An 11,924-nucleotide genomic window follows, 5' to 3' on the forward strand; every position below is an offset into this window, starting at 1 on the left:
GGAACGGACACTTCCTTCGGACCGCCTTCCAGCGGGCCCTCCGGGCGCTTCGTTCTTTCGTGTTTCCAGCTTACCAGATGTTTTCCGCTCCGTTTTCCGGAGTTTCATTCATCCGACCCTTGCTGGGAAGGTCCGCTTTTCTGCGGCGACCTCCACATTAGCTTATTCCGGGACTGGCCCGAAATTCCCCGCTCCCACCGTTCGACGAAAACGCCGAGCGACCCAAGTTAATGGGCGACGAGTGAGAGTTGGACTTGCCGATTGCGATGGCCGCTCGGCCGACCCCCGGCTGCCTCTCGGCCCGCCGTGTGTCCGCCCGCTTCAGCGACTCGTCCAACACTAGGCCAGTCGGAGAAGGACGTCAAACACCGGAGGGCCGGATCTGTCCAGATCCGGCCCTCCATGCTCAAAACCGCAGGTCAGCGGTGGTGCTTTTTCAGCCGGCCGCAACCAACTCGATGGCGGCCAGGTTGCGCTTGCCACGCCGCAGGACGAGCCAGCGGCCGTGCAGCAGATCGGCCTCGGCCGGCACCGCCTCCTCGTCCGTCACCTTGACGTTGTTGAGGTACGCGCCGCCCTCCTTGATCGTCCGGCGGGCGGCCGAGCGGCTCGGCGCCAGGCCGACGGCGACCAACAGGTCGACCACCGGCTGGAGTTCGGCCACCTCGGCCCTCGGCACCTCGGCCAGCGCGGCGGCCAGGGTCGGCGCCTCCAGGTCGGCGAGGTCACCCTGGCCGAAGAGCGCCTTGGATGCGGCGACCGCGCGGTCGTACTGCTCGGCGCCGTGCACCAGGGTGGTCAGTTCCTCGGCGAGTGCGCGCTGGGCGAGACGGGCGGCGGGGCGCTCAGCGGTCTCGCGCTCCAGCTCCTCGATCTCCTCCTTCGAGCGGAAGCTGAAGATCCGCAGGAAGGTGGAGACGTCCCGGTCGTCCGCGTTCAGCCAGAACTGGTAGAAGGCGTACGGGGTGGTGAGCTCGGGGTCGAGCCAGACCGTGCCCGACTCCGTCTTCCCGAACTTGGTGCCGTCCGCCTTGACGATCAGCGGAGTGGCCAGCGCGTGCACGGACTTGGCCTCGGCCTTGCGGATGAGGTCCGTGCCGGCGGTCAGGTTGCCCCACTGGTCGCTGCCTCCGGTCTGCAGCGTGCAGCCGTAGCGGCGGTTCAGCTCCAGGTAGTCCATGCCCTGGAGGATCTGGTAGCTGAACTCGGTGTAGCTGATGCCCGCGTCGGAGTTGAGCCGCCGCGAGACGGCCTCCTTGGCGATCATGTTGTTGACGCGGAAGTACTTGCCCACGTCGCGCAGCAGGCCGATGGCCGACATCCCGGAGGTCCAGTCCAGGTTGTTGACCATGCGCGCCGCGTACGGGCCCTCGAAGTCGAGGAAGCGCGAGATCTGGCCACGCAGGCGGTCGACCCAGCCGGCCACCGTCTCGGGGTCGTTCAGGACGCGCTCGGCGGTCGGCTTGGGGTCGCCGATCAGGCCGGTGGCGCCGCCGACCAGGCCCAGCGGGAGGTTTCCCGCCTGCTGGATGCGGCGCATGGTCAGGATCTGCACCAGGTTCCCGAGGTGCAGGCTGGGGGCCGTCGGGTCGAAGCCGCAATAGAACGTGACCGGGCCGTCCGCGAACGCCTTGCGCAGTGCGTCCTCGTCGGTGGACAGGGCGATCAGCCCACGCCACCGCAGCTCGTCGACGATGTCCGTCACGGTCACGCTTCTCCTTGGATCGGGCGTCCGCCCGGTACGGACCCGGTTCGGTCGGGCCCCGGTACGGAACGGCTCCAGCGTGGTAGAGCCTACGCGGTCCCGGCCATCGGGTTTTCGCCGAGGCGTCCGACCGGGCGGCTTCCCGCAGCGCTCCCGCGGGCCGCGCGGACTCCCGGCGGAACGCTCCCCCTCCCCTGCCCCACCCCTCACCTCCACCGGAAATTCCGTTGTTCGTCGGCCCGGGGCCCCTTCAGAGTGGTCCCACCGCCGTGCGGCGGCAGTGACGTGTGTGGAGACGGTCGTGCCGCCGTGGCACGCCCGGGGAAAGGGTGTGCCGAGGTGCGCAACACGCTGGTTCTGAACGCGAGCTACGAGCCCCTGACGACGGTGTCGCTCCAGCGCGCCGTAGTCCTGGTGCTCCAGGACAAGGCCGTGGTGGAGCAGGCCCATCCGCTGCGGAGCATCCGCGGTACGGGCGTCTCCGTCCCGGTGCCCCGGGTGATCAGACTGCAACGCTACGTGCGGGTGCCGTTCCGACAACAGGCTCCGTGGTCCCGCCGCGGTGTCCTCGTCCGGGACCAGCACCTGTGCGCCTACTGCGGGCGCCGGGCCACCACCGTGGACCACTTGCAGCCCCGCTCCCGCGGCGGGGCCGACAGCTGGCTGAACACGGTGGCCGCCTGTGCCGAGGACAACCAGCTCAAGGCCGACCGGACGCCGGAGCAGGCGGGGATGAAGCTGCTGCGCAAGCCGTTCGTCCCGACCCCGCAGGCAACCCTGATGATGGCGCTCGGCCTGCGCGGCTCGGACCTCCGGGACCTGGCGGACTGGCTGCCTGCCCCGGTGACCGCCTCCGCCGCGTAGCCGCCCCGGCCGCACGGCCACCCCGACCGCCCCGGCCGTGAAGGGCTGAGCCCCGGCCCCGAAGGGCGCTGGGCCCCGGACGGCCGGGGCTCAGCCCTTGGCCTGGTACCCGGCCGCTATCCCGAAGTTGGCCGAGTGCTCGGGCACCGCGACGACCCGGCCACCGCCGATCAGGACGCGGCCGGAGACCAGCAGCGAGCCGGTGCCCTGCGGGAAGTTGCCGCCGACCGTCTCCTGGCCGCCGGCGAGTGCGAAGCGGCTGAGGTGGGCGGGCTGTTCGAGACGTTCGTCGGCGGCGAGCACCAGCGCGCCGCCGTCCACACCGACGGCCCGGGCGACGCCCTTCTCGGCGGCGGCCGCCTTCCAGCGCTGCTTGCCGCTGTCCAGGTCGTACCCGACGACGGAGATCGCACCGCCGCCGTTCGCCGGGGCCAGCGTGGTGACCATCGTCCGGTCCTGGAAGAAGACACCGGGGGTGGCCGAAAACGTCCCGTGGGCGGCGTCCAGCCTGCCCTCGCCGGCGGCGACCGGTATCTCGGCGGCCGGGTCGCCGGCCGGGCCCCAGGCGAACACCTTGTCGTCCTCCGGCCTGGCCCCCGTGGTCAGCACCACGGAGGGCTCGGCGGAGAGCACCGTGACCGTCTTCGGCTGGTTGTTGAGGCCGCGCCACCAGCTCACCTTGCCGTCGGCGGTGTTCAGCGAGACGGCCTGGTCGACGGGGGTGGAGTCGGCGCAGGAGCTCGCCACCATGACGGTCTTGCCGGTGACTCCACCGGAGAGGGTGCAGAACTTGCCCTGGCCGGTGTACTGCCAGACGTCCGTGCCGTCGGCCGACTCCCAGGCGACCACGTGGTCGTCGCCGACCGCGATCACCTTGTCCTCGGTGACGCCGACCCGCGCGGTGTAGCCGCCCTTCGCATCGGAGAGCGGCTTGCTCCACGCCGTCCGACCGGTCCTGCTGTCGACGGCGGCCACCACGGTGCACGGGCTCTTCGGGTCCGGCTGGCTCCGGAACAGCACGGCGCCCAGACCGGCCTGGTTGACGCCCGCCGAGAGCCCGCAGGGGGCGGCCCCGGCCACCGGGGGCTGAACCGACCAGGTCGGCCTGCCGGCCGCCAGGTCGTAGGCGTGGACGCCGGTGGCATCGGCCCGCACCACCGCGTCGGCCAGCAGCCAGCTGCCGACCAGCGTGTCGTCGGTGCCCGGCTGGAGTGCGGCGGCGGGCTGGGCCGACCAGGCCTTGGCGTGGGCGACGGTGAAGCCCGGTTCTCCCCCGGGGGCGGCCGTGCCGCCGCCCTGCGCACCGACCATCACGGCCGCCGCCACCAGGACGCCGAGCGCCGCCACCCCGGCGCCGGTCCGGACCATCAGGGCCCGCCGGCCGGGGGCGTGGTCGGCGGAGACCACCGCATCGGCCGCGGCCCGGGCCTTGGACCCGAAGCCGGCGGACCGCTTCCCGGCCTCCCGCGCGTCCGCGTCCGCGCGCACGTCCACCGCGGCGCCACGCCGCCGCCCGGTCGACCGGGGGCCACCACCGGCGGGCTTCGACGCGACGACGGCGGCCGGGGCGGGCTCGGGCTCGTCAACCGGCCCGGGCTCGCCGACCGGCTCGGGCTCGGGTTCAGACTCGGGCTCGGGCCGCACATAGCCGTCGGTGGAGTACGCGGCACCCGGCGGGGCGTACAGCTCCTCACCGGTCGGTTGCTGCGGGACGGCGTACGGGGCGTACTGCTGCTGCCCGTAGTCGCCGTACGGGTAGGACGGCTGGTGCTGCCCGCCCTGGCCGTACCCGGTCTGGGGGTACTCCGCGTATCCGGCCTGCGGATAGCCCGTATGCGGATAGCCGGCCTCCGGGTAGCCGGGCTGCGGGTAGCCCGTCTGCGGGTACACCGCCTGCGGGTACGCGGTCTGCGGGTAGCCGCCCTGCCCGTGGCCGTGCGGCAGGTGGCCGTCGGCCGGGTGGCCGGTACCGCCGTCGTACCCGTGGCCGCCCTGCCACTGCTGCTGGTCCGGGTAAGCCGTCTGCCAGTCCTGCTGCGGGTACCACGGCTGCTGTGCGGCGTCTCCGAGGGGATCCTGCGCCATCCGTTCCGTCCCTCCCGACCGCCGGCAATGCGGCAGTCAGCATCTCACGCCGCCCGGAGCGCCTCCTTCCGACCTCGACGGGGCCGGAAGGAGGCCCTCTGAGGCACCACGAGGCCGGTGCGGCACGGGTGCGGGCAGGTGCGGGACAGGCTCGGGAGGCGTCAGGCGGACTCGGCCCGCAGGGCGGCGTCGATGCGGGCGGCCAGGGTGACGTCCAGCGAGGTGAGGCCACCCGCGCTGTGGGTGAAGAGCGCGAAGTGCAGCGTCCGCCAGCGGATGTCGATGTCCGGGTGGTGGTCCAGCGCCTCCGCCTGCTCCGCGACCGCGACGACCACCCGGATTGCCGCCGGGAAGTCCGCCGCGTCGGCGGTGCGGACGATGCTGTCGCCGTCCCGGCTCCACTCCGGCAGGTCGGCCAGGGCGGCCGTGATCTCGTCCTCCGTCAGACGCGCTCTGCTGCTCATCGAACCGCTCCCGGGTGTCGGGGGTGACTGGTGAAGGGTCAGGCCCTCCGGCGCGGACGGGGCACCAGTTCGCCGCCGCAGTTGGGGCAGGTGGCGGCCATGGCCTCGGCACAGTCCGGACAGAAGGTGCACTCGTAGGAGCATAGGGACGCCGGGCCGTCCGCCGTCAGCGACACCGCGCACCGTTCGCAGGTGTCGCGCATCTCCAGAGCCATGGCTTCCTCCCCATCGCATTCCGGGACCACGTCGAACAAGTCAGACAGCTCGGGCAGGTCGAGAAGCACCGCGGCGACCGGCGGACCGTCAGCTGACGAGCAGCTTGGTGACGGCCACCAGGCCGACCACCACGATCACCCCGCGCAGCGCCGGCGGCGGCAGCTTGCGCCCGACCTTGGCACCGAGCAGGCCACCGCAGAGCGAGCCGACGGCGATCAGCCCGGCGGCGGCCCAGTTGATGGTCGAGGTGAAGAGGAAGAACACCGCGGCGACGCCGTTGACGATCATCGCCAGCGCGTTCTTCACCCCGTTGATCCGCTGCAGGTCCTCCTGGAGCAGCATGCCCATCAGGGCCAGCAGCAGGACGCCCTGCGCGGCACCGAAGTAGCCGCCGTAGATGCCGGTCAGGAAGACGCCGGCGAGCAGCGCCAGGCCGCCGTCGGGGTCGCCGCCGGGCCGGCGCCGGGCGGCGACCGCCTTGGCCACCCGGGGCTGGATCACCACCAGGACGAGGGCCAGCAGGATCAGCACCGGCACGATGGTGTCGAAGGCGCTGCTCGGCAGCTCGATCAGCAGCACGGCGCCGACCAGGCCGCCGAGGAGGGCGGCGATGCCGAGGCGGACCAGTCGGCGGCCCTGGTCGGCCAGTTCCCGCCGGTAGCCGATCACACCGCTGAGCGAGCCGGGCACCAGGCCGAAGGCGTTGGAGACGTTGGCGGTGACCGGCGGGATGCCGACGGCGAGCAGCACCGGGAAGGTGATCAGGGTCCCGGAGCCGACGATCACATTGATCATCCCCGCGCCGACACCCGCCACCAGGACGGCGATCGCCTCCCAGAGCGTCATGGGCCACCTCTCGTCTCGGACCTGTCCGAGGCGATCATGCCGGACGGCGGGGTGCCGCTACCAGGGTCCGCCCACGATTCGGGACGTACACCACACGCCCGTTCACCGGAGCCGACGGACGCACGACGGGCGCACGACGGAGGCCGGGCGGGCGCACGACGGAGGCCGGGCGGGCGCACCACGGAGGCCGGGCGGAGGCGGAGCAGGCCGAGGGCCCGCCACCCGTGCCAGACGGATGGCGGGCCCTCGGCGCCGCGTGGGACGGGCTCAGCTCACTCCGGGTCGATCTTCCGGTACTCGCGGGCCGGGTCCACCCGGGGGCGCGCGGCGCCCTTGGTGTCGGTGTCCAGCGGGCGCGGACCGGCCGCCGGGTCGAGCGGGACCTGGGTCGCGGCCGGGGCCGGGGCGCTGGGGGCGGCGGCCGCACCGCCGTTGATGCCGCCGTTGCCGGCCAGGCCGGTGAAGGCGCCGCCGAGGCCCTTGAGCGCGTCGCCGACCTCGCTGGGAATGATCCACAGCTTGTTGGAGTCGCCCTTGGCGAGCTCGGGCAGGGTCTGCAGGTACTGGTAGGCGAGCAGCTTCTGGTCGGCGTCGCCGTCGTGGATCGCCTCGAAGACGGTGCGGATCGCGGCGGCCTCACCGTCGGCGCGCAGCACCGCGGCCTGCGCCTCACCCTCGGCCTTGAGCACCTCGGCCTGCTTCTCACCCTCGGCCCGCAGGATCTGGGCCTGCCGGGCGCCCTCGGCGGTGAGGATCGCGGCGCGCTTGTCACGGTCGGCGCGCATCTGCTTCTCCATCGAGTCCTGGATGGAGGTCGGCGGCTCGATCGCCTTCAGCTCGACGCGGTTGACGCGGATGCCCCACTTGCCGGTGGCCTCGTCCAGGACGCCGCGCAGACCGGCGTTGATCACCTCGCGGGAGGTCAGCGTCGACTCCAGGTCCATCGAGCCGATGATGTTGCGCAGCGTGGTGACGGTCAGCTGCTCGATCGCCTGGATGTAGCTGGCGACCTCGTAGGTGGCGGCCCGGGCGTCGGTGACCTGGTAGTAGATCACCGTGTCGATGTTGACCACCAGGTTGTCCTGGGTGATCACCGGCTGCGGCGGGAAGGGCACGACCTGCTCGCGCAGGTCGATGCGGTTGCGGACCCGGTCGATGAACGGGACGACGATGTTCAGTCCCGCGTTGAGCGTCCGGGTGTAGCGGCCGAAGCGCTCCACGATCGCGGCGCTGGCCTGCGGGATGACCTGAATCGTCTTGATCAGCGCGATGAATGCCACCACGACCAGGACGACCAGGACGATAAGGACGGGTTCCACGGACTCTCCCCTAGACGACCAGGGCGGTCGCGCCCTGGATTTCGACGACGTCGACCTGCTGCCCCGGCTCGTACACGCTGCCGGGGTTGAGCGCGCGGGCCGACCAGATCTCGCCCTTGAGCTTGATCCGCCCGCCCTCCCCGTCGACTCTTTCCGCGACGATCGCGGTGGCGCCCGGAAGCGCCTCGATGCCCATCCTGATCTGCGGGCCCTTCCTGAGCTGCCGGTACGCGATCGGGCGGACCACGACCAGCAGGGCGACCGAGACCACGACGAAGGTCAGGACCTGGACCACCGCCCCGGCGCCGAGCCCCGCGACACCAGCCGCGGCGAGCGCGCCGACCGCGAACATCGCGAACTCCGGCATCGCGGTGACGACCAGGGGTATGCCGAGGCCGACGGCGGCCAGGAGCCACCAGATCCAGCTGTCCACGTGTCCATCCTAGGGAGCGAAGGGCCTTCGAGGCGGACAGTTCCCGCAGGTGGAGGGGCGGAAACCGGTCGCACGTGCGACCGGCTCCAGTTCAGTGGAGTTCAGCCGGATTCCCCGGGCTCCGGCCGGGGCCCGCGGGAGGCCGGCGCACGGCCCGGCGCGGGCCTCAGCCGAGCGGCAGGCCCTGCGCGGACCAGCGGTCGCCGTGGCGCTCCAGGGTCAGCGGCAGGCCGAAGCACCTGGAGAGGTTGCGCGCCGTCAGCTCGGTGTCGATCGGGCCGGCGGTGAGCACCTTGCCCTGGCGGATCATCAGCACGTGGGTGAAGCCCGGCGCGATCTCCTCCACGTGGTGGGTGACCATGGCCATGGCCGGGGCGAACTCGTCCTGGGCGAGCGCGCCGAGGCGGCGCACCAGGTCCTCGCGGCCGCCGAGGTCCAGTCCGGCGGCGGGCTCGTCCAGCAGCAGCAGCTCGGGGTCGGTCATCAGGGCGCGGGCGATCAGGGTGCGCTTCTTCTCGCCCTCGGAGAGGGTGCCGAACTTGCGCTCGGTCAGCCCGGCCATGCCGAGGCGGTCCAGCAGGGCGAGCGCGCGGGACTCGTCCGCCTGCTCGTACTTCTCCTGCCAGCTGACCGTCATGCCGTAGGCGGCGGTGAGCACGGTCTGCAGCACGCTCTGGCCGGCGGGCAGCTTGTCGAACATGGCGGCGCCGGCCAGGCCGATCCGGGAGCGCAGCTCGAAGACGTCGACCTCGCCGAGCTTCTCGCCGAGGACGGACACCTTGCCGGTGGTCGGGAAGAGGTACGTGGAGGCGATCTGCAGCAGGGTCGTCTTCCCGGCGCCGTTGGGGCCGAGGATGACCCAGCGCTCGCCCTCGGAGATGGACCACGAGACCTGGTCGACCAGCGCGCGCTCCTCCCGGACCACGGATACGTCCACCAGCTCCAGCACGTCGCTCATGCCTATGCCTTCCCCAAAACAGAAATTCGGCCGTCGGTGCGGGCGGGCAGCCTACTCCGGCGGCCGGTGGGCACGGAGTGGGTGCGCCGCACGCGCATGGGCAAACCTACGCCACGCGGATGACCGCCGATTCCGTAGGCTGGCCGGATGCTCGCGACTCCTGCCGACAATCCGTACGAAGAGCCCCGTTCGGGGCGGCTGGCCGCTTGGGGCAACGCCCTGTTGGCCGGTCTGGTACCGCCCGACGACGCCGCCTCGGCGGTGCTGGGCAGTGACGAGAGCCACCGGGTGACCGGACTGCCGGGCGACGAGCCGGGCGAGCGGCACGGGCTCACCTGGGCGCTGGGGCGGCTGAGGGTGCTGGGGGTGCGGGGGCTTCGGCTGGCCCTGCCGTCCGCCGGCCACCCGCTCGGGCTGACCGGTCCGGCGCCGTTCAACGCCCGGGCGCTGGGCGCGGGCGAGGCCGTGCTGGCGGTCGGAGCGCCGCTCGGGCTGGTGCCGGAGATCGAGGTGTTCGGGCCGGTCGGGGACCGCTCGGCGATGGTGCTCTGGCGCTGCTCGGAGGTGAACGACGCGCCCCCGGCCGACGTGCCGTCGCTGCACGAGGCGGAGCGCGAGCTGGCGGACGGGCTGCGGGAGGCGACGGCGATGCTGGCCCGGCTGGACGTGGCCGGGGCCGGACCGGAGGCGCTGCGGGCGCTGGAGGCGTACCGGCGGCGGGGGCACGTCGAGCTGCTCGCCCCGGGGTACCCGCCGCGTGCCGTCCGGGTGCTGGAGTCGGCCCGGCAGGTGACGGCGCTGCTGGCGATCGCCTCGGGTGGGCACGGCGCGGCGGTCAGCGCCTCGGAGATGGCCTCCCGCCAGGCGGTGCTGGACCCCCTGCGGCGGACCGCCCGGCGGGCCCAGGTGGCGGCGTACAACGCGCTGGTCGACGAGAAGGGCTGATTTCCGCCCCCGTCCCGGCCGTGCCGGCCGCTACGCCTCACGGGCCTCGCCGTGCCGGACGGCCCAGAGCGCCGCCTGGGTGCGGTCGGCGAGGTCCAGCTTCATCAGGATGTTGGAGACGTGCGTCTTCACCGTCTTCTCCGACAGGTGCAGGCTCCGCGCGATCTCCCGGTTGGAGCGCCCGTCGGCGATGTGGCCGAGCACCTCGCGCTCGCGCTCGGTGAGGGTGGCGCCGCGGCCCTGCGGCTGGCGGGGGCCGTCGTCGGCGAGCAGCGCCTCCGCGAGCTCGGGCTGGAGCAGCACGTGGCCGGCGTGGACCGAGCGGATCGCCCCGGCCAGCGCCTCCGGGTCGACGTCCTTGTACACGTACCCGGCGGCGCCGGCCCGCAGCGCGGGGACCATGGTGCGGTGCTCGGTGAAGCTGGTGACGATCAGGATCCGGGCCCGGCTGCCCTCGCCCTTGAGCGTGCGCAGCGCCTCGATGCCGTCGACGCCGGGCATCTTGAGGTCCATCAGGACGACGTCGGGGTCGAGCTCCCGGGCCCGGTCGACGCCTTCGGCGCCGTCGGCGGCCTCGCCGACCACCTCGATGTCGTCCTGGACCTCCAGGAAGGTGCGCAGACCGCGGCGGACCACCTGGTGGTCGTCGACCAGCAGGACGCGGATCGCTGGCGTGGTGTCAGGCACCGGGGACCTCCATCTCGACGACCGTCCCCTTCCCGGGGGCCGAGTCCAGGGTGAGCGTGCCGCCGACGGCGGCGGCGCGGTCGCGCATCGAGGCCAGGCCGAGGTGGCGGCCGGCCCGGCGGACCGACTCGGGGTCGAAGCCCCGGCCGTCGTCGCGCACCCGCAGGACGGCGCCGCGCGCGGACGTGCCGGTCAGGGTGACGGTGACGCTGCGGGCGTCGGAGTGGCGCAGCGCGTTGTGCAGGGCCTCCTGCGCGATCCGCAGCAGGGCCGCCTCCTGGGCCGGCGGCAGGGCGCGGACGCCTTCGGCGGCGAAGGCGACGTCGGCGCTGTGGGCGCGGTCGAGGACCTGTACCTGCGAGGCGAGGGTGGCGCTGAGGCCGTCCTCCTCCAGGGCGGCGGGGCGCAGCTCGACCACGACGGCGCGCAGCTCGTCGGCGGCCTCGGCGGCGAGTTTGGCGACCTCGGCGAGTTCGGCGCGGGCCCGGGCCGGGTCGCGGTCGACGAGCTTGGCGGCGGCCTTGGCGGTGAGGCGCAGCGAGAAGAGCTTCTGCGAGACGGCGTCGTGCAGGTCGTGGGCGATCCGGGCGCGCTCGCCGGCCAGGGTCAGCTCGCGGCTGCGCTCGTAGAGGCGGGCGTTGGAGAGGGCGAGGGCGGCGTGCGCGGCGAGGATCCGCAGCAGTTCCTCGTCGTGGTCGGTGAAGCCGCCGCCACCGCGCTTGTTGGCGAGGAAGATCACGCCCATCACGTGCGGCTCGTCCTCGGCGGCGTCGGTGTCGAGGACGGGCATCCCGAGGAAGGCGTCCATCTCGGGGTGGGCGGCGGGCCAGCCGCCGAAGGCGGGGGCCTCGCGGACGTCGGCGAGCCGGATGGGGCCGGTCTCGTGCAGCATCTCGGCGAGGACGCCGTGCTGGCGGGGCAGCGGGCCGATGGCCCGCCACTGCTCGTCGGTGACGCCGTCGACGACGAACTGGGCGAAGCCGCCGTGGTCGTCGGGCACGCCGAGGGCGGCGTACTCGGCGCCGAGCAGGCCGCGGGCGGAGGCGGTGATCCGCCGCAGCACCTCGCGGACCTCCAGGTGGCGGCTCATCGCGAGCAGGGCCTGGCTGATGGCCTCGATCCCGGCCAGGCAGGGCTCGCAGGCGGGCAGCGGGCCGGCGGCCGGCGGGCCGACCGGGATCCGGTCGACGGGCAGCAGGCCGGCCGGCGGCCGGCGGTCACTGGGCGCGGTGGGCATACGGCCAAACTACCGCCGCCGGGGCGGCCTCCGCGTCGGTCCACGGGCGCGCGGGGAGCAGGTCCACGGACCTAGGTGTTCTGTCCCGTGAGGTTGGGGATGCGGCTGGCGGGTGGCTTGCCTGCGAGTGCGGTGTGTCCGCGGTGGTGATTGTAGGTGTGGAGC

12 protein-coding genes are annotated in these 11,924 nt (G+C 73.1%); 2 read left to right on the top strand and 10 right to left on the bottom strand.

Annotated features, from left to right (window positions below; genetic code table 11):
• Nucleotides 1-436 precede the first annotated feature (436 nt).
• Nucleotides 437-1,705 carry a tyrosine--tRNA ligase gene (tyrS, locus tag ABZ495_RS36145; RefSeq protein WP_359840223.1) on the bottom strand — a complete coding sequence of 423 codons (1,269 nt, stop codon included), beginning with the start codon at nt 1,703-1,705 and terminating at the stop codon, nt 437-439.
• A gap of 339 nt (nt 1,706-2,044) precedes the next feature.
• On the opposite strand from tyrS, the gene ABZ495_RS36150 reads away from it, so the two are divergent.
• Entirely contained in the window at nt 2,045-2,569 is a 525-nt protein-coding gene (locus ABZ495_RS36150) for an HNH endonuclease (RefSeq protein WP_359840217.1), read from the top strand.
• Nucleotides 2,570-2,659: 90 nt separating this feature from the next.
• Here ABZ495_RS36150 and ABZ495_RS36155 read toward each other — a convergent pair whose 3' ends face one another.
• The 7 genes from ABZ495_RS36155 to ABZ495_RS36185 form a co-directional block, all read right to left on the bottom strand.
• Nucleotides 2,660-4,654: a PQQ-binding-like beta-propeller repeat protein gene (locus ABZ495_RS36155; RefSeq protein WP_359840219.1), complete on the bottom strand. Its 1,995-nt coding sequence runs from the start codon at nt 4,652-4,654 to the stop codon at nt 2,660-2,662.
• Between the two features lie 161 nt (nt 4,655-4,815).
• Nucleotides 4,816-5,118, bottom strand: coding sequence for a 4a-hydroxytetrahydrobiopterin dehydratase (locus ABZ495_RS36160; protein ID WP_359840221.1), 303 nt, complete (start codon nt 5,116-5,118; stop codon nt 4,816-4,818).
• A gap of 38 nt (nt 5,119-5,156) precedes the next feature.
• Entirely contained in the window at nt 5,157-5,333 is a 177-nt protein-coding gene (locus ABZ495_RS36165; RefSeq protein ID WP_329492298.1) for a DUF1272 domain-containing protein, read from the bottom strand.
• An 88-nt stretch (nt 5,334-5,421) separates the two neighbouring features.
• Nucleotides 5,422-6,180: a sulfite exporter TauE/SafE family protein gene (locus ABZ495_RS36170; protein WP_329490151.1), complete on the bottom strand. Its 759-nt coding sequence runs from the start codon at nt 6,178-6,180 to the stop codon at nt 5,422-5,424.
• Between the two features lie 272 nt (nt 6,181-6,452).
• Complete coding sequence (locus tag ABZ495_RS36175; RefSeq protein ID WP_329490150.1) at nt 6,453-7,499, bottom strand: SPFH domain-containing protein; 1,047 nt, start codon at nt 7,497-7,499, stop codon at nt 6,453-6,455.
• 10 nt (nt 7,500-7,509) lie between these two features.
• The gene (locus tag ABZ495_RS36180) at nt 7,510-7,932 is read right to left on the bottom strand and encodes an NfeD family protein (protein WP_359804346.1); all 423 of its coding nucleotides are present in this window, start codon (nt 7,930-7,932) and stop codon (nt 7,510-7,512) included.
• Between the two features lie 166 nt (nt 7,933-8,098).
• A complete protein-coding gene (locus ABZ495_RS36185) occupies nt 8,099-8,890 on the bottom strand; it encodes an ABC transporter ATP-binding protein (protein WP_329490148.1) in 792 nt (263 codons plus the stop codon).
• A gap of 147 nt (nt 8,891-9,037) precedes the next feature.
• Between ABZ495_RS36185 and ABZ495_RS36190 the strand changes: the two genes are divergently transcribed.
• Nucleotides 9,038-9,835 (top strand): hypothetical protein, encoded by a 798-nt coding sequence (locus ABZ495_RS36190; RefSeq protein WP_329490147.1) that lies wholly within the window; start codon nt 9,038-9,040, stop codon nt 9,833-9,835.
• 30 nt (nt 9,836-9,865) lie between these two features.
• On the opposite strand, the gene ABZ495_RS36195 is transcribed toward ABZ495_RS36190, so the two are convergent.
• Nucleotides 9,866-10,522: a response regulator transcription factor gene (locus ABZ495_RS36195; protein WP_329490146.1), complete on the bottom strand. Its 657-nt coding sequence runs from the start codon at nt 10,520-10,522 to the stop codon at nt 9,866-9,868.
• Entirely contained in the window at nt 10,515-11,612 is a 1,098-nt protein-coding gene (locus ABZ495_RS36200) for a GAF domain-containing sensor histidine kinase (protein WP_359840224.1), read from the bottom strand. The genes ABZ495_RS36195 and ABZ495_RS36200 overlap by 8 nt, the downstream gene beginning before the upstream one ends.
• Between the last annotated feature and the right edge of the window lie 312 nt (nt 11,613-11,924).

Origin of the sequence: Kitasatospora sp. NPDC005748, assembly GCF_040630735.1 — a bacterium.
Lineage (GTDB): Bacteria > Actinomycetota > Actinomycetes > Streptomycetales > Streptomycetaceae > Kitasatospora.